The following is a 22,193-nucleotide window of genomic DNA, read 5'->3' as shown; positions in this document are numbered from 1 at the left end:
GCCTGGAGAAAAGCATGCAAACAACAATCAGCATTCAGCCGGTTCTGGTTAACCGTGAGCGAGTTCAGGAGATGCTTGGTGGTATCTCCAGAACCACGTTTTATCGTAAGAGAAGGCAATGGAAGCAATCTGGAACACCATTCCCGCCCGAAGTTAAGGAAATTCACCCACCAAAAGGTGGCGCTCTCTACCGCTATATAGAAGTTATTCAGTTCTGCAAAGATAAAGGACTATTGGCTGCACACGCCTGAATCTTCTCGGCCCACAATTCCGCTGCCGCCTGCTGCTCGGGGATGTAATCATACTGGTCATAAACAGCCAGCATCCCCGTTAGCTTATGCCCGAGTATCTTCTCTGATACGTGAGGTGCAACGCCAAGCTCAGCCATCTTTGTTTTGCACGTTCTGCGCAGGTCGTGCAGAGACCAGTGCTCCCCACCCATAACCTCTTCCACCTGCCCCGCGATGGAAATCAATGTACTGGCTGACATAGGCCTGTCCACCTGCAGCTTAGCCGGTGGAAACACGATTGTCTGATCGGGGTACACATCAAAAACCTTCTGCAGATAATCGGCTGCCAGTTGAGAAATCCCTCGCACAAAGCGCTTACGCGTTTTCGAGTTCTCTTTCGGTATAACCCATTCCCTCGCCTTCAGGTCAAAGTCACCCTTCCTTGCTAATCTCAATTCAACGCCGCGGCAGCCGGTAAGCGCCACAATGCGGATCAGCATTTTGTTTTGCCATGACATCTTTGTTTTATCGATAGCATTCCAGAACACGCCTATCTCATCATCATTCAGAAATCTTTCCCCGTCGTCCGGGCGGCTACCGACATCATTAATTTCGAGTAACATTAGCGAATTTGAAGTTATACGTTTTCGGCGAAGCGCATAGCGGATCACCTGCTTCATCTTCACCAGAACGTTACCGGCCTGAACCGGAGATCCACCTTTCGTTATGCGCAGGAATATCTGCTCCCACTCAACGGGGCTCATCTCATCTGCTATCAGCCGACCGTAATTGTCGGTAACGTGAAGCTTCAGCATCCGCTTCCAGTATTCGTACTTCACCATCTCTTTCACTGATGGTGTTTCAAGCCACTCATCAACGAGGGTGCTGATGCTTGGTGAACTGGATACGATGTCCCTGGCTTTCTTCCGCTGCATTGCCGGGTCGCGTCCCTCTTCCAGCCATCCCTTGCATTCCTCCATCGCGTCACGAGCTTCTTTGATCGACATCTTGCCGTAGGTGCCAAGTTTTAGCCGGGCCGGTTTCCCGTTGAAGCGATAGCGGTACTGAAAGGTGATAAGTCCCTTTGGGCTGATCCTGGCAGAAAGTCCACCGCCGTCAGCTATTTCCTCTGGTCCATCATATGGCTTGCCAGCTATACGTCTGAGCTTGGTATCGTTGAGAGGCATGCTTGTCCCTGTTCAGCTTTGTCGGAATTGGTACACGATTTGGTACACAGATTCTACGACACGAACGAGTACAAGATGAACTAAATTGAAACGGGTAAATTGAATAAAGTTAGGTGTGATGCGGAATTGGTGAAACAGGTAGGAACAGACAGGAATGAGGTGAAATTCTGGATGGTACTTACACGTAAGATCACATACAAAGATTCAATATTTAAAATTATCAAAAAGGTGTGGGCTGATTCCCGCTTCACTCTGCGAAATATGTCACTGGTTGCCTTAGTGGCGACGCTGGACCTACACCCGCTTTTTGATAACACCGTTGACAGTGTACACGGTGTTACGAGCCGATCAAAGCAGCAATCAACGCGCACTGTATGATGTAAATCAATTCACTGACACCCTGACGTCTTTGTTACACTTGCCGAAAGTCATCGCATATGAGCAGGAAAGAACTATGCCAGCAAATCGCTTTGCGAAGAAACACTGGAGAATAGTTGTGATTCTGCTTGTTATTTGTGCGGCAATACTGCCCCTACGCTGGGCCGCCATGATCTGGGGTTAAATTATTGGCAACTGCCGTGCGGTTCCGTTTATTTATCTATTAAATCGAATTCATCTGATAAATAGTGCGTTATTGATATGTGGTAAAAATAAAACGTAGATTAAATATTAAATAAACTTAACTTTAATTGGGAAAACCGGGCCAATTATTTGACCCGGCTTGTCATTACATACGATAACCGAGCGAAACAGTCGTTCGACGATCGGTATGCTCCGGCGCAGTTGCCGGCGGCTCAGAGTTCCAGGTCACGTTGTAAGCCACCTTTAACCCGAAGTGTTCGTTGATGGCAACGTTCAAAGCCGTTTCAGAATTGAGTGTCGTATCGTCAGCACCGAATACCGATACACCCTGAGTAAACTTGGTGTTGTCCGTCATCTGCCACGCATAGGCCCCGGACGCATAGCCCAACGGCTGCGTTTCGGTGGTGCCATCAGTGTGCTCGTCATAACGAACGCCAGGACCGAATTCAAAACGGAAGCTGTGCACCGGTCCATTGAGGAACTGACGACCGTAACCTGCGGTCAGTACGTCACGCTCGCGATAACCGTTGTAACGGTCGGTCAACCAGCTTGCCTGCCCAAAGAGATAGTCATAGTCGGTCATGTTGTAACGACTACGACCCCCTACGGCATACTTCTCTGATGAACGCTCATCATTTGAGGAGGTATTGCTGGCATTTCCCCACAGAGACCACGCCGTGGCCTGACCGTACCAGGTCATGTTGGTGTCTGCAGTTAAAGAAGAACTTTTTGTGTTGCCTGACTGGGCGAGATATCCCGCGTTCAGGTTACCTTCAAAGGGTTTTTTCGCGCTGGAAGGGTCATCCATGACAGTAAAAACGGAATCATCGGCGGCAGCATGCATTGACGCAAGCAGGCCTCCCATCAGCATGAATGCTGCGGGCACTGTCTTCAAAAGCTTCATTTATTAAGAGTCCGTACAACAAAAAAAGAGACCATAACGGTCTCGGAAACTTTCATATGGATCAATGACAAAAGACCCTTGAAAGGTAACAAATTATAAAAAGACTCGAATAACATAGCAATAAATTCTTATTTCATTTTTTGAATAAGAGCGTTCTTAAATCGTTATTTTATTTATATAACTTTACCCAGATAATTTTAAATAAAGATATGAAAAATCATGTTGTTAATTACTTCACTTTCGGGGGGTTAAGTGCCAGACTGAAGGCAGCCTAACAGGAGGTAAAGATGGTACGTATCTATACGTTAACACTTGCGCCCTCTCTCGATAGCGCAACAATTACTCCGCAAATCTACCCAGAAGGTAAACTTCGCTGTACTTCGCCGGTTTTTGAACCCGGTGGCGGCGGCATCAACGTCGCTCGTGCAATTGCTCATCTTGGCGGTACTGCGACGGCTATCTTCCCCGCGGGCGGGGCCACGGGAGAGCATCTTGTTGCATTGCTCGCCGACGAAAATGTTCCCGTCTCTACGGTCGAAGCCAAAGACTGGACCCGCCAAAATCTGCACGTCCACGTTGAGTCCAGCGGTGAGCAGTATCGCTTCGTTATGCCCGGGGCTGCGCTGACCGATGATGAGTTCTATCAACTTCAGGATCAGGTGCTGGAAATTGAGTCCGGCGCGCTGCTGGTTATTAGCGGCAGTTTGCCGCCTGGGGTACAGCTTGAGAAGCTGACCCGACTCGTTACCTCAGCACAAAAACAGGGTATTCGCTGCATCGTCGATAGCTCAGGCGAGGCGCTAACGGCGGCGTTAGCCATCGGCAATATCGAACTGGTCAAACCCAACCTCAAAGAACTGAGCGCGCTGGTGAACCGCGAACTCACCCAACCTGATGACGTGCGTAAAGCCGCACAGGATATTGTGCAATCGGGTAAAGCACACCGCGTCGTGGTGTCTCTTGGGCCACAAGGGGCGCTGGGCGTTGATCGCGACACCTGCGTCCAGGTGGTTCCCCCACCGGTGAAGAGTCAAAGCACCGTAGGGGCAGGCGACAGCATGGTCGGCGCTATGACGCTTAAACTGGCTGAAAACGCACCTTTTGACGATATTGTTCGTTTCGGTGTCGCCGCCGGTAGCGCAGCAACCTTGAATCAGGGTACGCGCCTGTGCGCTTTGGACGATACGCAAAAAATATATGCATACCTTGCGCAGTAATGGCACCGTCCCTCTTTTAACAGAAGGGGGATGTTCCGGTAAAACTGTCGGCATGGGTGTTATACGTCTATGCTAAAAAATCACGTGATTACAAAGAAGTGAATCATGTACAACCGGACCTCTCCACAACGGTGCGAGATGAAGAAGAACGACAAACATTAAGTGCCTTTCGAGCGATGACGCGTCCGTGGTGTGCGTCAGTTCGTGTTTTTTAACCGCATTCTTGCGCTAACCTTATGATCTGGCAGACAACATGGGGAGAGACATCATGTGGCAGGCTATCAGTCGTCTTTTAAGCGAGCAATTAGGTGAAGGCGAAATCGAACTGCGTAATGAACTGCCCGGCGGAGAGATCCACGCCGCATGGCATTTACGCTATGCGGGGCGCGATTTTTTCGTCAAATGCGATGAAAGAGAGTTGTTAACCGGCTTTACGGCGGAAGCCGATCAGCTGGAGCTACTTTCCCGCAGCCAAACCGTATCAGTACCGAAAGTTTGGGCGGTAGGCGCAGACAGAGATTACAGTTTCCTGGTGATGGACTTCCTCCCTCCCCGTCCGCTTGACGCGCACAACGCGTTTATCCTCGGCCAACAGCTTGCGCATTTGCATGAATGGAGCGATCAGCCGCAGTTCGGGCTCGACTTCGACAATGCGCTCTCAACCACGCCGCAACCCAATACCTGGCAACGTCGCTGGTCAACTTTTTTTGCCGAGCAGCGTATTGGCTGGCAACTGGAACTCGCCGCTGAGAAAGGTATTGCGTTTGGCAATATTGACGCCATTGTCGAGCATGTTCAGCAACGCCTCGCTTCCCATCAGCCGCAGCCGTCGCTCCTGCATGGGGATTTGTGGTCGGGGAACTGCGCGCTCGGCCCGAACGGTCCCTACATCTTCGACCCCGCCTGCTACTGGGGAGACAGGGAGTGCGATCTGGCAATGCTGCCGTTACATACCGAACAGCCGCCACAAATTTATGACGGTTATCAGTCCGTCTCGCCGCTCCCCCTGGATTTTCTCGACAGACAGCCTGTCTACCAGCTCTATACGCTGCTGAATCGGGCCATTCTGTTCGGAGGGCAGCATCTGGTTGTGGCGCAGAAAGCAATGGATAGGTTACTGGCGGCTTAGCAACGCGCTTATCAGGCCTGGCGTTACACAATGAGTCAGGCCTGATATGTCAACGCTTACAAAAAGCCCAGCAATGAGAAGAAAAAGTAGCCGATGACGATAACAATCACCGGCAATATATACAGCGGGAAAATTTGTAAAAAGATCGTATGGTGCGGCACCACGATACGTGACTCGATTTGTCCACGTGATAACCCTTCACTGCCTTTTGCCTGTTCCAGAATCAGCTGGTCCTCAACGCCTTCGCGTAAAAAGCGCGCCTGACGGCTCATTCTTGCACCTGAGTCCTGCAACGCTAAGCCGATAAAAATCAGGATGAAAATCACCCAAAAAACGAGATTGAGTCCACTTTGAAAATCGGGAGTCGGCGAGTTATACCAAAATACGTTAAGAAATGGGGTGTTCACCCGCATCATGTCGATCATTACGTGGGCAAAATCGAGCATTACCGCATTAATCCCCTCCTGCTTTTCGCTGTGCGCATACATAAACTTCAGTACAGAAACCAGTGTTGAAATCAGCGCGGGAATGAAAATCACCCATCCCACCAGCCTTTTCAAGACGGCAATGCGTCCAGCTTGTTGATACGTCATGAGTTCCCCTTGATAAAGACGTGTCATTTTGGCCTAAGTTTACCCGTTGATAACCGTTTTCGCCTGATCTTTAAAGGCGGTATAATAGAGAATTAGCCATAATGAACGCTCAGAGCCTGTTATGACTGGCTCGAAATCCCTTTTATCACCCTAAAGGAGAGGTTGTGATGTCAACCCCGCGTCAAATTCTTGCTGCAATTTTCGATATGGATGGATTACTGGTCGATTCAGAACCGCTCTGGGATCAGGCCGAACTGGATGTGATGGCAAGTTTAGGCGTTGATATCACTCGCCGCCATGAACTTCCCGATACCCTTGGCTTACGCATCGACATGGTGGTTGATTTGTGGTTTGCGCAGCAACCGTGGAATGGTCCCACACGTCAGGAAGTGACTGCACGTATCATCACGCGGGCAATTGCGTTAGTTGAAGAGACAAGACCGCTGTTGCCTGGCGTACGTGAAGCCGTGGCGTTGTGCAAATCGCAGGGAATTCTGGTCGGGCTGGCATCCGCATCACCGTTGCATATGCTGGAAAAAGTGCTGACCATGTTTGATCTGCGCGACAGCTTCGATGCGCTGGCCTCCGCGGAGAAACTGCCCTACAGTAAACCGCACCCACAGGTGTATCTTGATTGCGCAGCGAAACTAGGCATTGATCCTTTGAGTTGCGTTGCCCTGGAAGATTCAGTCAACGGCATGATCGCCTCGAAAGCGGCTCGCATGCGCTCTATCGTGGTGCCTGCACATGAAAATCAGGACGATCCTCGCTTTGTACTGGCCGACGTAAAACTGTCCTCGCTCACCGAACTTACAGCCGTTCATCTGCGCGGCTAATCCTCTCACGGGCAATGCGAATCATTGCCCGTGAGATTGTTTTTTTTAAAACAGTGTTTCATTTTTATTGTATTTCTGCTCAGCCTCTCCTATTCTTTCCGCATGGTGAAGTGTGAATGGAATGAATAATTGAGGTGAATATGATTCATGATGCTTTTCGTCTCGCAGGTAAAGTTGCCATCGTCACCGGATGTGATACCGGCCTTGGACAAGGTATGGCACTAGCGCTGGCTGAAGCTGGCTGTGATGTGGTCGGCGTGAATCGTAAAACTCCGCATGAAACCGCAGAGAAAATTAACGCGCTCGGTCGACGTTTTATGGCGATTCAGGCCGATCTCCGCCAACAGGACGTACTCTCCGGCATCGTGACACAAACGGTGGCGGCATTTGGTCGGGTCGATATTCTGGTCAATAATGCGGGCACCATTCGTCGCCAGGATGCGCTGGACTTCAGCGAAAAAGACTGGGATGACGTGATGAACCTGAATCTCAAATCCGTGTTCTTTCTGTCGCAGACCGTGGCGCGACAGTTTGTGGCGCAGGGTAACGGTGGGAAAATAATTAATATTGCCTCAATGCTCTCATTTCAGGGCGGGATCCGCGTTCCTTCCTATACCGCATCTAAAAGCGGTGTACTGGGTATCACCCGCCTGCTGGCCAATGAATGGGCTGCGCAAGGTATTAATGTCAACGCTATTGCGCCCGGCTATATGGCGACCAATAACACGCAGCAATTACGTGAAGACAGCGAGCGTAATCAGGAGATTATCGATCGTATTCCAGCCGGACGCTGGGGAAAGCCAGACGATCTGAAAGGCCCGGTCGTTTTCCTCGCAAGTTCAGCCTCTGACTATATTCATGGTTATACGCTGGCCGTGGACGGTGGTTGGCTGGCGCGGTAATGTCGCACTTGTGACAAAGGGTTACAACGTCACCTCTTCCGCCTACTGTATAAAACCCCTATACTGTATGAATCGACAGTTTATTGGGTTTTATCATGACGGCGGAAGGCCACCTTCTTTTTTCTATTGCCTGTGCGGTATTTGCCAAAAATGCCGAGCTAACGCCCGTTCTTGCGCAGGGTGACTGGTGGCATATTGTCCCTTCAGCCATTTTGACATGTCTGCTACCGGATATCGATCATCCAAAATCCCTGCTCGGCCAGCGTCTGAAGTGGATATCAAAACCCATTGCCCGCGCATTTGGCCATCGCGGGTTTACGCATAGCCTGCTGGCAGTCTTTGCCCTGCTGACCACGTTTTACCTGAAAGTTCCTGATACCTGGATAATTCCGGCCGATGCCTTACAAGGCATGGTTCTCGGTTATCTCAGCCATATTCTGGCCGATATGCTGACCCCGGCGGGCGTGCCCCTGCTTTGGCCCTGCCGCTGGCGTTTTCGCCTGCCGATCCTTGTGCCGCAAAAAGGGAATCAACTGGAGCGATTCCTGTGTATGGCGCTGTTTGCCTGGGCCATCTGGATGCCGCAGACCGTACAAGAAAACAGTGCAGTACGCTGGTCATCGCAAATGATAAATACGCTACAAATGCAGTTTAATCGTTTCATAACGCACCAGGTTGACTAATAAATCAGCCGAAATGTCATTTTTGGCATAAACAATTCCATTTGAATATAAGAGGCATGTCACAGTTCTGCTAATCTTGCGCCAACAGAATCACCATCGTACGGTGATCCGCATAATAAGATCAGGAGAACGGGGATGAACTTTCCATTAATCGCGAACATTATCGTGTTCGTAGTGCTGCTGTTCGTGCTGGCGCAAGCCCGTCACAAACAGTGGAGTCTGGCAAAAAAAGTACTGGTCGGTCTGGTCATGGGTGTGGTGTTCGGCCTCGCGCTGCACACCATTTATGGCTCCGACAGCCAGGTTCTTAAAGATTCCGTACAGTGGTTCAACATTGTCGGCAACGGTTATGTCCAGTTGCTGCAAATGATTGTTATGCCGCTGGTCTTTGCCTCTATACTCAGTGCCGTTGCACGTCTGCACAACGCCTCTCAGTTAGGTAAAATTAGCTTCCTGACCATCGGCACGCTGCTGTTTACTACGCTGATTGCCGCACTGGTAGGTGTTCTGGTGACCAACCTGTTCGGCCTGACCGCCGAAGGTCTGGTGCAAGGTGGGGCTGAAACCGCTCGCCTGAACGCCATCGAAACCAATTATGTTGGTAAAGTTGCCGACCTCAGCGTTCCGCAACTGGTGCTGTCGTTCATCCCGAAAAACCCGTTTGCCGATCTGACCGGAGCGAACCCGACATCGATTATCAGCGTAGTTATCTTCGCTGCATTCCTCGGTGTAGCCGCACTGAAACTGCTGAAAGATGACGCACCAAAAGGCGAGCGCGTTCTGGTCGCTATCGATACCCTGCAAAGCTGGGTGATGAAATTGGTTCGTCTGGTCATGCAATTAACGCCGTACGGTGTTCTGGCGCTGATGACTAAAGTGGTTGCAGGCTCCAACCTGCAGGACATCATCAAGCTGGGTAGCTTCGTCGTCGCTTCGTATCTCGGTCTGGGTATCATGTTTGTGGTACACGGGATCCTGCTGGGTGTGAACGGCGTTAGCCCGCTGAAATACTTCCGTAAAGTCTGGCCGGTGCTGACTTTCGCCTTCACCAGCCGTTCCAGCGCCGCGTCTATCCCGCTGAACGTGGAAGCACAAACCCGTCGTCTGGGCGTACCTGAATCCATTGCCAGTTTTGCCGCCTCATTTGGCGCCACGATTGGTCAGAACGGTTGTGCCGGCCTGTACCCGGCCATGCTGGCGGTGATGGTCGCCCCGACCGTCGGTATTAACCCGCTGGATCCGATGTGGATTGCCACGCTGGTAGGTATCGTGACAGTGAGTTCCGCAGGCGTTGCGGGTGTGGGTGGCGGCGCGACCTTTGCTGCGCTGATCGTTCTGCCTGCCATGGGTCTGCCGGTGACGCTGGTTGCTCTGCTGATCTCCGTTGAACCACTGATTGATATGGGTCGTACTGCGCTGAACGTCAGCGGCTCCATGACTGCCGGTACGCTGACCAGCCAATGGCTGAAGCAGACCGATAAAACGATTCTGGACAGCGACGATAACGCGGAACTGGCGCATCGCTAAGCCTGTTTGCTGAAAAACAAAAAACCGCCGGCGTGTAATGCCCCGGCGGTTTTTTTATATCCAGTCAATCGCTCAGTTCATTTTCCTGACGAATCTGATTAGCCCAGCGTTGCGCTGATTCCGGAACAGTAAATGCAGGCGAACGCTGAAACGACTCCCCCATTAAGACAAAAGCGACATATTTCCCGCGCAGTATCCATACGTCACGAAACGCATCCATTTTAACCGCATGCTCTGGCGGAGCAGGCTCCACGCGTGGCACGTAGCTAATAACCGGACGATTTTGTTGGCGAAGAGGTTTCATAATCAGTTGTTTCACTAAAGACAAATTCTAAAAATCAGAAAACTGCTATCTTAGCCGATTTTCCCCTCCTGCGTCCTGCCTTGCGTGCGCGGTTTGTCTGCCTCATCGCGCTTTACCTCCTCGTATATTCCTGCAGGGCTGAATGAGTGGTCTATAGTTAAAGCTTTTGACAGCAACAACGACCCTTTCAGCGATGAATACAGGAGACGAGTTTAATGTCACAGAAAGATAAGCATCCGCTCCATCACACTGCGCCGGTTCATGACGCCAGCGAGTCCAAACCTGGTCTTGATTCTCTGGCGCCAGCAGACGGTTCACATCGTCCAACGCCTGAACCGACGCCTCCGGGCATGCAACCTACTACGTCCGGCAGCTTAAAAGCACCTGACATCAGAAGTGACAAACTCAACGCGCTGGACAGTTTTCGCAAAGGAAGCGAAGATTTTGCCCTGACCACCAATCAGGGCGTACGCATTGCGGACGATCAAAACTCGCTGCGCGCCGGAAATCGCGGGCCAACATTACTGGAAGATTTTATCCTGCGAGAAAAAATCACCCATTTCGATCACGAACGTATACCAGAACGTATCGTTCACGCCCGAGGGTCAGCCGCGCACGGTTACTTTCAGTCTTATACCGATTTAAGCGCAACGACAAAAGCCGATTTCTTATCCGAAGAAAACAAGATAACACCCGTTTTTGTCCGTTTCTCAACTGTCCAGGGCGGCGCGGGCTCAGCGGATACGGTCAGAGATATTCGGGGATTTGCGACAAAATTTTATACCGAAGAGGGCATCTTTGATCTGGTAGGAAATAACACGCCGATCTTTTTTATTCAGGATGCACATAAATTCCCGGATTTCGTCCATGCCGTAAAACCGGAGCCACATTGGGCTATCCCGCAGGGCCAAAGCGCACATGATACCTTCTGGGATTATGTCTCATTGCAACCTGAAACCCTGCACAACGTGATGTGGGCGATGTCTGACCGGGGGATCCCACGCAGTTATCGCACGATGGAAGGTTTCGGTATCCATACTTTTCGGCTGATTAATGCGCAGGGGAAAGCCACTTTCGTCCGCTTCCACTGGAAACCGCTGGCTGGCAAAGCTTCTCTGGTATGGGATGAAGCACAGAAACTGACGGGACGCGATCCTGATTTCCATCGCCGCGATCTGTGGGAGGCAATTGAAGCCGGTGATTACCCGGAATACGAACTTGGCCTGCAGTTAATCCCGGAGGAAGATGAGTTTAAATTCGATTTTGACCTGCTCGACCCGACCAAGCTCATCCCGGAAGAGCTGGTTCCGGTTCAGCGCGTCGGTAAAATGGTACTAAACCGCAACCCGGACAATTTCTTCGCAGAAAACGAACAGGCGGCATTTCATCCCGGTCACATCGTTCCGGGCATCGATTTTACCAATGATCCTCTGTTACAGGGCAGACTGTTCTCGTATACGGACACACAGATCAGTCGCCTGGGTGGGCCCAACTTCCATGAAATCCCAATCAATCGTCCTACCTGCCCGTATCATAACTTCCAGCGCGACGGTATGCATCGCATGGATATTGATACCAATCCCGCCAACTATGAACCTAACTCCATCAATGACAACTGGCCACGAGAAACGCCGCCGGGGCCAAAACGTGGTGGATTTGAGTCGTATCAGGAGCGCATTGACGGGAATAAAATTCGTGAGCGTAGCCCCTCTTTCGGCGAATACTATGCCCACCCTCGCCTGTTCTGGTTAAGCCAGACGCCAATAGAGCAACAGCATATTATTGGCGGATTCAGTTTCGAACTCAGTAAGGTGACCCGGCCTTATATTCGCGAAAGAGTGGTCGATCATCTGGCGCATATTGATACTACGCTGGCGCAGTCCGTGGCCAGCAACCTCGGTTTTGAGCTGACCGAAGAGCAAACCCAGATCTCCCCTCCGCCGGATGTCAACGGATTAACCAATGCGCCTTCGCTTAGTCTATATGCGGGTTCAAAAGGTGATATCAAAGGCCGCGTGGTCGCCATTCTGCTCAATGATCAGATAAAGGCGGACGATCTGCTCACCATTATGCAAGCCCTGCAGGCGAAAGGCGTTCATGCCAGGTTGCTCTATTCCAGAATGGGTAATGTGGTTGCCGACGATGGCTCCGTCCTGACGATCGCGGGCACCTTTGCCGGCTCGCCGTCGCTGACGGTTGATGCGGTTATCGTTCCGGGTGGGAATATCGCGGATATCGCCATGAATGGAGATGCTAAATATTACTTACTCGAAGCGTATAAACACCTGAAACCTATCGCCCTGGCTGGAGATGCTCGCCAGCTTAAAGCTGCATTGAATATCACAAATCAGAGTGAGGAAGGCGTGGTAGAAGCGGACAGTGCAGACGCACAGTTTATGGATACCCTGCTGACACTGATGACTGCGCATCGTGTCTGGTCGCGAGCCGGAAAAATCGACGCGATCCCTGCCTAAAAAAATGCGGCGCATAATGGCGCCGCAAACTCAGGAATTACACGTTCAGAAAACTGCCAAGACGATAACCGCGCTCCGCAATAGCATATTTCAGTGACGAAGACGTCAGTACGTCAAGCTCAGTTAAGCGGGGGTAACAGTAGGCACTTTGACGAATAGTGTCATCAATAAAGGCTGGATGACACATAACTTCCAGTGAGGACTCTCCCCGGTCTGCTGAGGCGTCAAGCGTTTGTAAAAACAGCGCCTCAGAAATCGCTTCGCCATAAAACTCGCTGCTGAATCCCTGGGAAGTACGCAACCGGTCGGGTAAATCAGACGCCTGGAATACCGCCTGACGATCGATACGCAACGCAATCCCTCGTTCGGCTGCAAAGCTTGCGACAATGGGGAAAATCTGCGGGAACATATGCACATGGTGATGACTATCCAGATGCGTCGGTTCCCGCCCAAACAGGTCTATAAAACGCTGATACTGTGCGGCCAGCTCTTGCGAAATTTCATCCAGCGGCAAAGCATCTTCCTCTGCCATCTGCCAGATCCATTTCCCCAGCAATCCGTCACGTGTAAGGCCCGGCATAGGCGTCAACGGTCTGCCCAGCGTCAGAACAAAGTGCATCCCGACGGCAAGTGCAGGTATGTCACGACTCAGCTGTACCGCATGGTCAATCGCCGCGCCATTCACCAACGCCGTCGTCGAGGTGACCACGCCATTGCGGCAGGCTTCAACAATGCCGTAGTTTTGTCCTTTACTCAGGCCAAAATCATCCGCATTTACAATCAGTACGCGTTCCATAGCCGACCTCAGTTAGTGTTGTTCGCTTTTCAGTTTCTCAATGCACCCGGCGAAATTTGGCAGCCATTGTTCATGCGCCAGAATCAATTCACGCGCGAGGACTTCAGCATCGCGGTCAGAATGCACCAGCGGGCTCAGGTTCAGTGCCAGCAGCACGTCATTTAGCTCGCCGCTCAGTGCCGCGTTGCTCGCTGCCACTTCAAAACCTTTAATGGTATAGATAAGACCAAGGACTTTCTCATCAAAATGAGTAATACGTGGGTGTGGCGTGGCGCCGTTGCGTCCCAACGTGCAGGTCATTTCTACCGCCCAGTCCGCAGGAATGTTATCGACATGCCCATGGTGTGGAATGTTGACATAGTGTTCGGTCTGCTTGTCGTTGTAGATAGCGTTGATCACTTCACAGGCTGCATCAGAGTAATAAGCGCCACCGCGCTGCTCCAGCTCTTTCGGCTTAACGTTCAGCTCAGGATTTTTATAGAGATCAAAAAGTTGTTTCTCAACTTTCTGTACCACCTGAGCGCGTGCCCCGCCTTTATAGTATTCACCCATTTCAATCGCCAGCATCTCTTTTGGCTTGAAGTAGTAGAGCAAATAAGAGCACGGCAGCAGTTTCAGCGAACGAATCAGTCCTTCACTAAACGGCAGGTCAAAGATGTTCTTCACGGTAGACGCTTTCAATTCGCCCGATGCGACGCCATCCAGCAGCTCATCAAAACGTGACACGCCGTTCACCAGTACGTCTTTGATAAAGACCATATGGTTCAGACCGAACAGATCGATAGATAAATCATCGCTCTCTTTGAGCGCCAGCACATCGCTAATGAACATTTTCATGCCGACGGGAATATTACACACGCCGATGAATTTCTTGAAATTCGTATGACGATAGACCGCTTCAGTCACCATCCCGGCCGGGTTAGTAAAGTTAATCACCCACGCATTAGGGCACAGTTCTTCCACATCTTTCACAATGTCAAAAATAACCGGAATGGTACGCAAACCTTTGAACAGACCGCCCGCACCGTTCGTTTCCTGTCCCAGATAACCGTGGCTCAGCGGGATACGCTCATCCTTCTCACGGGCTTTAAGTTGCCCTACTCGCAGCTGAGTGGTAACGAAATCCGCATCTTTCAGCGCTTCGCGGCGATCCAGCGTTTTATACAACTTCATCGGGACGCCCGCTTTGTCGATCATCCGCTGGCAAAGGTCAAAAATAATGTCCAGCTTCTCTTTACCACCCTCTACATCAACCAGCCACAATTCAGAAACCGGTAATTCGTGATAGCGCTTAATAAAGCCTTCAAGTAATTCAGGGGTGTAGCTGCTCCCGCCACCGATAGTGACGACTTTTAATTTCTGGCTCATACGTTCTCCCTTCAGTGTCAAAACACTGACATGTATTATGCTCAACCCGTATCTCAGGTATAGCGTGGCTGTCCCGACGCTATTTAGGGCAAGCTATAAAAAATGAGTTATTGGAAAATAATATCTACTGATTAAATTCAGTTAATTTCTTACGATAGCTATTTGGCGTAAACGACGTCAGTTTTTTAAACGTTTTAATAAACAAACTTGGACTACTGTAACCAGACTCATAAGCAATATCCGTTACAGAATAGTTAGTCATTTCCAGCTGTTTTTTAGCAAAATTAATGCGAATTTCATTAATGATCTGCATCGGCGTTTTACTGTAATAACGCTGGGTTGCGCGGGTCAGATACTCCTGGGATTTCGCGGACAGGTGTACCATATTTTCCAGCGCATTCTCGCTAAACTGCCGTTTGTCGTGCATGGTCTCGACGGTGGTCTTAAGCCACTGAGGAATATCATCCAGCACCTGCTCTTCGCGATGATGGCGCAGTCGATTAATAATATAGAAGGTGACCACTTCTACAAATTCATCGAGTCCGCTCTCACGAAAGTTCAGTGATGCAATAACCGTTTCAATGTAGGTAAGAAACGAGTTATTCGCCCGATAGACCTGCGATGCAACGAAACAAAATGGCAGCAGCGGGTGGTAGTGCTGTTCAAAAAAACGTTTACTGATACCGACGTTGAGGATCCTTGTCGCACCGAAATCATAGAAACTCTGGTGATGCGATCCCAACGGGATAAAAACAAAGTCCCCGCGCTCAAGCAATACGCGTTTACCGTTGATTTCCTGATAATAGCGTCCGGTTAAAACCAGCGTAAACTCATAGTAGTCATGCTGATGCAGCCCACTGATGCTCTCAGTTTTGTTATAGATGAACACATGGAAATTTTTGCCATTAAACAGTTGCTGTTCATAGACGGTTTTGATTTCCGGTGCGTTAATCTGTAGCTGCATTGCGCACTCCTCGCTATTTCAGCTTCTCGTGAAGTTCAATCAGTTCAGTGACCAGCTCGCGCGCCAGCATCGACGTCATCAGGTGATCCTGTGCGTGGACCAGCACCAGGCTGACTTTCATTTTACCTTCGCCCTGATCGCCTTCAATCAATTTCGTTTGCACGAGGTGCGCTTCGTTCAACGCCAGGCGAGACTGATCCATCATGGTCTTCGCTGCTTCAAAATCACCCTGCTTGGCCATTTTGAGCGCGCCGTATGCCAGGCTACGCGCCTGACCCGAATTGATGATGAGCCCCATCACCACTTCTTCAAGTTCTTCTGCTTCTGACTGCGTGTCGACGATATTCTCGATATCCAACATACTTTTTCCCTCTGGTTCAGTCCGGCATGACGGTGAAGCCATGCCGGATTAAATTTAGAATTTCAATGCGTTAGCGATATCTTCTTCGCTTTCTTCTTGATCAATAACGTTCTGAGCTTTGTTGGCTACCACCACGAACGGCAGGTAAACCAGCGTTGCGATACCGAGGTTGAACAGCGCGACCAGCAGAGCGGCGACGCTACCGTTGGTGTTAAAGAACGCGCCCAAACCGGTTGGCATGGTCCACGGTGCGATGTTGGTAATCGGTGGAATAATGCCTGAGTAGTAAGCTGCCAGCGTAATCGCCGCCAGAATCGGCTGCACCAGAATGAACGGAATAAACATAACCGGGTTCATGATGATCGGCAGACCGAACAGGATAGGTTCGTTAATCTGGAAGAGACCTGAAGGCAGTGCCAGCTTAGCAACCTGACGATAGTCTGGACGACGCGATGCCAGGAAGATAGCGATAATCAGACCCAACGTTGCCCCGCTACCCCCAAGGAAAATATAGGAGTCGAGCATCGGTTTCGCCCAGACGTGGAACGTCTTACCGGCTTCCAGCGCGGCGTCTACGGAACCAAACTGTTGGTAGATAGAGATGTTTTCCAGCGCCCATGGCGTCATGATTCCGCTGTCCAACGCAGTCAGCGCCAAAGAACCGTGAATACCAAAGAACCACAGCAGCGGAACAAAAATCACATAGGCCCAACCCACTACGCTACCCAGCGATGCCAGCGGCGTTGAAATGGAATCCATAATGATCTGATGGAAGTTGGTACCCCAGGTGTTCAGCGCCCAGGCGATGATCCCCATAATGGAGAGAATAAGGAAGCCAGGAATCAGCGCAGAGAAGGAACGCGATACGGACGTCGGTACGCTATCAGGTAATTTAATCACCCAATTACGATGGACCACAAAAGTGAACATTTCCGCGACCACCAGGCCGATAATAATACCGGAAATAATATTGGCACCACCCAACCAGTTAGCACCAACAGCATAGGCTTCACCCACGCTATATGGCGTTACGGTCATAAACGCGGCGACAGATAACAACCCGGCAGCCAGTGAGTCGACCTTGCGTTCTTCCGCCAGCGCCATACCGATAAAGAACGGCGCCATCAAGGACATGATACCCAACGTACCGTTATAGACGTTTCCACCGATGCCCTTCAAACTATTCAGCGTTTCAATAGTTGAAGCATCAAGTCGAATGCCCATCGAATAAAAAAACGACCCCTCCCCAAAGCTCAGGAAAACGTTATTAATTAATACAAACATTGCCCCTGCGAGGGTTAACGGCATCAAACGAATAAAACCGTTTTTGATTGCATTAACGTGTGGCTGCTTTCCAATTTTTACAGCAAAAGGAAGGAGTACCTTTTCAAGTGAAGCAATAGCGTTACTCATAGAAAAATACCCTTAAATACCGCAATTAGTAATTGCGGTGAATGTTAATGAAATAACTCTTTGACGGGAAAAATTAAAATAAAATAATTAATTTGCTGCGGCTTTTTTAATTGCTGCAACAGCAGCCTTAAGCACGCCTAAACCATCGACTTTGCCATACAGCAGCGAGTCAATTACTTCCACAGGCTTGTTGGGTAACAAACGCTGAATTTCGGGCAACATATAAGCAATTTGTGGACCTAATAACACAACATCGGCCGCTGGGCCTTTTTCTCCAGCCAGCGTTTCAGGAAACGCTTCAATAATAACCGGCACTTCGTATTTTTCGGCCTGAGCACGCATCTTCGAAACCAACAATGAAGTCGACATGCCCGCAGAACAAAACAGATAAATGTGTTTCTTTTCCATTAAAACGATCCTCATGTGCGATTATCTGTCAACCAGACACTCCGCAAGCCATAACCTGCATCCATGCTCTGGGTAACTTGCGTCAGCTAAATTACTTTTTTAGGTGGCTGAAACGAGTATACGGGATTGTACCGGTGGATGGTATTTCCTTGACCAACTAAATTGTCTCTCCTTGACCTGTCGTTATGACCCCCCTCACATTTCGGGCAAATAATTCGCGGCAATAAATAAGATCGTGCGGCACAAAAAAACCGGCGCGATGGCCGGTTGTTCAGAGTGCTCAGGCAATAAGCAGTTGTTACTACTTCGCTGCCTGTGGGTCTGTGTCGTACTCTGCGCAGGTCTGGTAGCCAGAGTTGATCACATGGCCGGTATCGTCTAAAGCAACAAAATAGGTTTCAGCTTTACCATCTCGTTGACCCAGGATGTAGGTCTGACAGGTCCCGCGCGCATGGATCATGCTTACTTCTGAAGAAGGCTTACCGGCAATCTGCGCGACTTGCGCCCGACTCATCCCTTTCTTCACATCCTTCACTACGGGCTGAACAAATTGGTCTTTGGTACGATCATAGGCCGTACACCCCGCCAGCATAGTCAAAACAGCCGCTGCACCCAGAATTCCTGTTAGATTCTTGTTCATTTTTTCGTCCTCTTGTTTTTCAGCGTGTTATGTAAGCCTGGAGCACAACAACACATTTTTCAAGCAATCAGATGATACTTAGGCCGTTTCGGAAAATTCTATTAAAACAAAATGATGTTATATCAGGCTTGCATCCCTTGTCGTTTGGGCCTCAACGCGTTAGCTTTAACATATCATTTTTTATCATTTTATTTTTCACAGGGGGTTGCATGACTCTGCAGCAAGAGATAATCAAAGCGCTTGGCGCAAAACCGCACATTAATGCAGAAGAGGAAATTCGTCGCAGCGTAGATTTCCTCAAATCATACCTGCAAACTTACCCCTTTCTGAAATCACTGGTGTTAGGAATTAGCGGCGGACAAGACTCAACACTCGCCGGGAAGCTCTGCCAAATGGCCATTTCCGAGCTCCGCCAGGAAACAGGGAATGACGCGCTACAGTTTATTGCGGTGCGTTTACCATATGGAGTTCAGGCTGACGAACAGGATTGCCAGGACGCCATTGCCTTTATACAACCGGACCGCGTACTCACCGTCAATATTAAAGGTGCGGTGCTGGCCAGCGAGCAGGCGCTGCGCGAGGCGGGTATTGAGCTGAGTGATTTTGTGCGTGGCAATGAAAAAGCACGTGAACGTATGAAGGCGCAATACAGCATCGCCGGTATGACCAGCGGCGTTGTCGTGGGTACCGATCATGCAGCAGAAGCCATCACCGGATTCTTCACCAAATATGGCGATGGCGGTACTGACATCAACCCAATATTCCGCCTGAACAAGCGCCAGGGTAAACAACTGCTTGCCGCGCTGGGTTGCCCGGAACATTTATATAAGAAAGCACCGACCGCCGATCTTGAAGACGATCGCCCTTCTCTGCCGGATGAAGCCGCATTGGGCGTGAGCTATGACAACATCGACGATTATCTGGAAGGAAAAACCCTGGCTGCCGACGTCGCGAAAATAATTGAAGGTTGGTACGTGAAGACTGAGCACAAACGTCGCCCACCCATCACCGTGTTTGATGATTTCTGGAAAAAAGCGTAATTTTTTCTGCCTCAGGCCGGATAGCGCCCCTCTTGCTGCTCTCCGGCCTAAGGGGCATGGCCATGCCGCTTTTTTAATCGCCCCTCAGCTGTTATACTGGATGGATAACCAGCAGCGGAGTGAAAAGTGGTACGCCGTCAATCAGCCCCTCGCCTGACATTAGAGGCAGCAGCAATTTATGAATATCCTGAGCATCTGCGCCCATTTTTGAGTGCGCTTCCCGCTGTGCCCGGTGTCTATCTGTTTCATAGCGAAAGCGACACCATGCCGCTTTATATAGGCAAAAGTGTTAATATTCGCAGCCGCGTGTTGTCGCACCTGCGTACCACGGACGAAGCGGCAATGCTGCGCCAGTCCAAACGCATTAGCTGGATTTGTACGGCTGGAGAAATTGGCGCCCTACTGTTAGAGGCGCGGCTGATCAAAGAGCAACAGCCTCTGTTTAACAAACGTCTGCGGCGCAATCGTCAGCTTTGCGCCCTGCAGCTCACCGACCAGACTGTGCAGGTTGTTTACGCACGAGAGATTGATTTCTCCCATTCCCCCAATCTGTTTGGTTTGTTTGCCAATCGTCGTGCCGCGCTACAAACATTGCAAAGCATCGCCGATGAACAGCAACTGTGCTACGGCCTGTTGGGGCTGGAGCCCCTGAGTCGCGGGCGCGCCTGCTTTCGCTCAGCGCTAAAGCGCTGCGCCGGAGCGTGCTGTGGGAAAGAGAGTCCGCAGGCGCATCATTCGCGCCTGCTGGAAGCGCTGGAAAGAGTGCGCGTCATCTGCTGGCCGTGGAACAATGCCATTGCGCTGCAAGAAACCCGCGCTGAAATGACTCAGTACCATATCATCAATAACTGGTTTTGGCTGGGCGCCGTTGCAACGCTGGATGAGGCGACAACCCTGGCGAGAATGCCGGCTGGCTTTGACCATGATGGCTACAAAATTCTCTGTCGGCCTGTTCTGTCTGGCAAATACGATATTATTGAACTGAATCCGGAGAGTGTCCCGGCATCCAGTTAATCTCGCTGAACAGCAGTTTCCCCTCACGCTCCAACAGGCGCAGGGTGTGTTTACCGTCGTGCCAGCTCGCGCCCTGATCGGCCGTCAGCAGTTTCTCACCCAATTGCCAGGCGCCACTGATAACAAACACAACGCCGCCACGAGAACCAAAGGTCGTAAAAGTGCGATCGGCAACTCTGACTTTCGCCTGGCAAACATCTCGTCGGGTCATGATATTAAAATCCATCGACATCCGTCCTTCCGTCAGCTTTGCTTTTACTACCTTGTCACCAGCAAAAGTAAAAGGTTGATGCTGTTTCAGGGTGTGAGTGAACATGTTCGCCTCTTCCAGGGTCACTTCACCTCCTTCCAGCAAGGTAATAACGCGTTCTACGCCCGGGAAAAGAGAAAACTCTCCGTTCGCTGCAAGGGAGGCGATACTCGCCCGCCAGTGAAAATCGCGTGTTGCTGGCGGAAAACAGCAAATCTCTCGCGTTTCTCCCGCCCCATTGCGCCACAGACTAACCGGCATTTTGCGGATATCGAAATATTCCATCACCCCTCCAGAAAGGCGTAGCACGTCAACCTGCCGTGAACAGCCAGCCATAAATCATCATTGTGATATTTACCCTGCAGAGTATCGTTATCGGCAACAGGGTTGGTTAGCCTTAGCGCTGAATACGGTATTTTGCAAAAAAGATTAACGCATCATCCTGGCGAGAAAGAAAAAACCGCCGATCCTGCCCACATCGTTAAACGTGTTGTGGACAAGAGCGGCGGTCTTGAGTTTGTTGCACACTGTGCGGCACTGAACGCCGACACAGCATGACTAATTTAGTGTAGACGCCTGGCGTTTACTCAGCAGCTTCCGGCATTTTACCTTTCTGCGCTGCGCGTTCTGTCAGACGCTTCTCAAAATTGGCATTAAACTGCTTTTTCTGTTCCGGCGTCAGAATGTTGTAAATCTTGTTCTGGGTTTCCATGTGCGCCAGCATGTTGGCTTTGCGCTGTTCTTCCATCTTCGCAATCTGCGCTTCGGCTTTCGCTTTATCGAAGCTATCGCTGGCGATGATGTCGTGCATTGCGCGGCGTTCTTCCAGCGGCGGACGTTTCATCTGATCGCGCTGACCTTTCATAATTTCGCGAATCTGCTGTTTCTGCGCGTCGGTCAGGTTCAGGTCTTTGAACATCATGTCGTGATGCGGGGCGAACTTCCCGTTGTGATGCATCATTGGTTTGGCATCCGCTGGCGCAGCTGTTGTGGTGTCAGCAGCATGGGCCAGGTTTGCAGCGCCCAGCGCCAGGGTAGAGGCAACAAACAGAGCAGTCAGTTTACGCATAATTTCTATCCTTTCTTTCAGTTATTTTTACGACATTCATGCGACTCTTATGCAATGTGATGTCGTGTTGACGAGATTAACTTTACCGGCTTAAGCGTCAATTAATCAGAGCAACGGTAAAACAATGAAAGTGTAAAAAACAAACTTTCATCAATTATGGAGAAAAAAAGAATAAATTGCGCAGAGTTGAAATGAAAAATTACAACCAGATGATTTTGAAAGAATTATGAAGAACTATACCTGAACTGTGATTATTAAGGAAGCAACTTACCAGGAATAATCCGTAATAAAGCTAAAGCGCA

Annotated in this window: 25 protein-coding genes; 12 read left to right on the top strand and 13 right to left on the bottom strand. The window is 50.2% G+C overall.

Annotated features, from left to right (window positions below):
* Positions 1–14 precede the first annotated feature (14 nt).
* Positions 15–251, top strand: a complete 237-nt coding sequence (locus tag FDX14_RS12725; RefSeq protein ID WP_137349637.1) for a helix-turn-helix domain-containing protein — start codon at positions 15–17, stop codon at positions 249–251.
* Here FDX14_RS12725 and FDX14_RS12720 read toward each other — a convergent pair.
* Positions 209–1,417 (bottom strand): tyrosine-type recombinase/integrase, encoded by a 1,209-nt coding sequence (locus FDX14_RS12720; protein WP_101699999.1) that lies wholly within the window; start codon positions 1,415–1,417, stop codon positions 209–211. The two genes, FDX14_RS12725 and FDX14_RS12720, sit on opposite strands and share 43 nt — an antisense overlap.
* Positions 1,418–1,871: 454 nt before the next feature.
* On the opposite strand from FDX14_RS12720, the gene yniD reads away from it, so the two are divergent.
* Complete coding sequence (gene yniD, locus FDX14_RS25430) at positions 1,872–1,979, top strand: small membrane protein YniD (protein ID WP_227255173.1); 108 nt, start codon at positions 1,872–1,874, stop codon at positions 1,977–1,979.
* A 165-nt stretch (positions 1,980–2,144) separates the two neighbouring features.
* Here the strand turns inward: yniD and FDX14_RS12715 are convergent, their stop codons facing one another.
* The gene (locus tag FDX14_RS12715; RefSeq protein ID WP_079224479.1) at positions 2,145–2,903 is read right to left on the bottom strand and encodes a DUF481 domain-containing protein; all 759 of its coding nucleotides are present in this window, start codon (positions 2,901–2,903) and stop codon (positions 2,145–2,147) included.
* 287 nt (positions 2,904–3,190) lie between these two features.
* Between FDX14_RS12715 and pfkB the strand changes: the two genes are divergently transcribed.
* Together pfkB and FDX14_RS12705 are read left to right on the top strand one after the other, a co-directional pair.
* Positions 3,191–4,120, top strand: coding sequence for a 6-phosphofructokinase II (gene pfkB, locus FDX14_RS12710; RefSeq protein ID WP_137349636.1), 930 nt, complete (start codon positions 3,191–3,193; stop codon positions 4,118–4,120).
* A 268-nt stretch (positions 4,121–4,388) separates the two neighbouring features.
* The gene (locus FDX14_RS12705) at positions 4,389–5,249 is read left to right on the top strand and encodes a fructosamine kinase family protein (RefSeq protein WP_042308821.1); all 861 of its coding nucleotides are present in this window, start codon (positions 4,389–4,391) and stop codon (positions 5,247–5,249) included.
* 56 nt (positions 5,250–5,305) lie between these two features.
* Here the strand turns inward: FDX14_RS12705 and FDX14_RS12700 are convergent, their stop codons facing one another.
* The gene (locus FDX14_RS12700) at positions 5,306–5,842 is read right to left on the bottom strand and encodes a YniB family protein (protein ID WP_137349635.1); all 537 of its coding nucleotides are present in this window, start codon (positions 5,840–5,842) and stop codon (positions 5,306–5,308) included.
* Positions 5,843–6,009: 167 nt separating this feature from the next.
* Here FDX14_RS12700 and hxpB point away from each other — a divergent pair, with 167 nt between their 5' ends.
* The 4 genes from hxpB to tcyP all read left to right on the top strand — a co-directional run bounded on the left by hxpB (position 6,010) and on the right by tcyP (position 9,790).
* On the top strand, positions 6,010–6,678 hold the full coding sequence (gene hxpB / locus FDX14_RS12695; protein ID WP_061381455.1) for a hexitol phosphatase HxpB: 669 nt from the start codon (positions 6,010–6,012) through the stop codon (positions 6,676–6,678).
* Positions 6,679–6,818: 140 nt separating this feature from the next.
* Positions 6,819–7,580: a 2-dehydro-3-deoxy-D-gluconate 5-dehydrogenase KduD gene (gene kduD, locus FDX14_RS12690; protein ID WP_137349653.1), complete on the top strand. Its 762-nt coding sequence runs from the start codon at positions 6,819–6,821 to the stop codon at positions 7,578–7,580.
* Between the two features lie 83 nt (positions 7,581–7,663).
* A complete protein-coding gene (locus FDX14_RS12685) occupies positions 7,664–8,263 on the top strand; it encodes a metal-dependent hydrolase (protein ID WP_104652153.1) in 600 nt (199 codons plus the stop codon).
* Between the two features lie 135 nt (positions 8,264–8,398).
* Positions 8,399–9,790 (top strand): cystine/sulfocysteine:cation symporter, encoded by a 1,392-nt coding sequence (gene tcyP / locus FDX14_RS12680; RefSeq protein ID WP_006684833.1) that lies wholly within the window; start codon positions 8,399–8,401, stop codon positions 9,788–9,790.
* 64 nt (positions 9,791–9,854) lie between these two features.
* On the opposite strand, the gene cedA is transcribed toward tcyP, so the two are convergent.
* On the bottom strand, positions 9,855–10,118 hold the full coding sequence (gene cedA / locus FDX14_RS12675; protein ID WP_071600734.1) for a cell division activator CedA: 264 nt from the start codon (positions 10,116–10,118) through the stop codon (positions 9,855–9,857).
* A 191-nt stretch (positions 10,119–10,309) separates the two neighbouring features.
* On the opposite strand from cedA, the gene katE reads away from it, so the two are divergent.
* The gene (katE, locus tag FDX14_RS12670) at positions 10,310–12,568 is read left to right on the top strand and encodes a catalase HPII (RefSeq protein WP_042308832.1); all 2,259 of its coding nucleotides are present in this window, start codon (positions 10,310–10,312) and stop codon (positions 12,566–12,568) included.
* A gap of 37 nt (positions 12,569–12,605) precedes the next feature.
* On the opposite strand, the gene chbG is transcribed toward katE, so the two are convergent.
* From chbG to osmE, 7 genes are all read right to left on the bottom strand, one after another.
* Entirely contained in the window at positions 12,606–13,364 is a 759-nt protein-coding gene (gene chbG / locus FDX14_RS12665; protein ID WP_042308835.1) for a chitin disaccharide deacetylase, read from the bottom strand.
* Between the two features lie 12 nt (positions 13,365–13,376).
* Positions 13,377–14,732, bottom strand: coding sequence for a 6-phospho-beta-glucosidase (locus FDX14_RS12660; RefSeq protein WP_038640160.1), 1,356 nt, complete (start codon positions 14,730–14,732; stop codon positions 13,377–13,379).
* 124 nt (positions 14,733–14,856) lie between these two features.
* A complete protein-coding gene (chbR, locus tag FDX14_RS12655; protein WP_003030617.1) occupies positions 14,857–15,696 on the bottom strand; it encodes a transcriptional regulator ChbR in 840 nt (279 codons plus the stop codon).
* 13 nt (positions 15,697–15,709) lie between these two features.
* On the bottom strand, positions 15,710–16,057 hold the full coding sequence (chbA, locus tag FDX14_RS12650; RefSeq protein WP_038640158.1) for a PTS N,N'-diacetylchitobiose transporter subunit IIA: 348 nt from the start codon (positions 16,055–16,057) through the stop codon (positions 15,710–15,712).
* 54 nt (positions 16,058–16,111) lie between these two features.
* Positions 16,112–17,470 (bottom strand): PTS N,N'-diacetylchitobiose transporter subunit IIC, encoded by a 1,359-nt coding sequence (gene chbC, locus FDX14_RS12645; protein ID WP_006684840.1) that lies wholly within the window; start codon positions 17,468–17,470, stop codon positions 16,112–16,114.
* Positions 17,471–17,557: 87 nt separating this feature from the next.
* A complete protein-coding gene (gene chbB / locus FDX14_RS12640; protein ID WP_003030620.1) occupies positions 17,558–17,878 on the bottom strand; it encodes a PTS N,N'-diacetylchitobiose transporter subunit IIB in 321 nt (106 codons plus the stop codon).
* Between the two features lie 301 nt (positions 17,879–18,179).
* Positions 18,180–18,518, bottom strand: coding sequence for an osmotically-inducible lipoprotein OsmE (osmE, locus tag FDX14_RS12630; protein ID WP_006684842.1), 339 nt, complete (start codon positions 18,516–18,518; stop codon positions 18,180–18,182).
* Positions 18,519–18,727: 209 nt separating this feature from the next.
* Between osmE and nadE the strand changes: the two genes are divergently transcribed.
* Together nadE and cho are read left to right on the top strand one after the other, a co-directional pair.
* The gene (gene nadE / locus FDX14_RS12625) at positions 18,728–19,558 is read left to right on the top strand and encodes an NAD(+) synthase (protein WP_042308840.1); all 831 of its coding nucleotides are present in this window, start codon (positions 18,728–18,730) and stop codon (positions 19,556–19,558) included.
* Positions 19,559–19,684: 126 nt separating this feature from the next.
* A complete protein-coding gene (gene cho / locus FDX14_RS12620; RefSeq protein WP_137349634.1) occupies positions 19,685–20,572 on the top strand; it encodes an excinuclease Cho in 888 nt (295 codons plus the stop codon).
* Here the strand turns inward: cho and ves are convergent.
* Positions 20,532–21,107, bottom strand: a complete 576-nt coding sequence (gene ves / locus FDX14_RS12615) for an environmental stress-induced protein Ves (RefSeq protein WP_061381460.1) — start codon at positions 21,105–21,107, stop codon at positions 20,532–20,534. The genes cho and ves overlap by 41 nt on opposite strands.
* 132 nt (positions 21,108–21,239) lie before the next feature.
* Between ves and FDX14_RS25170 the strand changes: the two genes are divergently transcribed.
* The gene (locus tag FDX14_RS25170) at positions 21,240–21,380 is read left to right on the top strand and encodes a hypothetical protein (RefSeq protein WP_154050572.1); all 141 of its coding nucleotides are present in this window, start codon (positions 21,240–21,242) and stop codon (positions 21,378–21,380) included.
* A 25-nt stretch (positions 21,381–21,405) separates the two neighbouring features.
* Here FDX14_RS25170 and spy read toward each other — a convergent pair whose 3' ends face one another.
* Entirely contained in the window at positions 21,406–21,891 is a 486-nt protein-coding gene (gene spy, locus FDX14_RS12610) for an ATP-independent periplasmic protein-refolding chaperone Spy (RefSeq protein ID WP_003832537.1), read from the bottom strand.
* Between the last annotated feature and the right edge of the window lie 302 nt (positions 21,892–22,193).

Source organism: Citrobacter sp. wls710 (assembly GCF_005281115.1).
GTDB classification, from domain to species: domain Bacteria; phylum Pseudomonadota; class Gammaproteobacteria; order Enterobacterales; family Enterobacteriaceae; genus Citrobacter; species Citrobacter werkmanii.
This window is presented reverse-complemented; position numbering and strand designations above follow the sequence as displayed.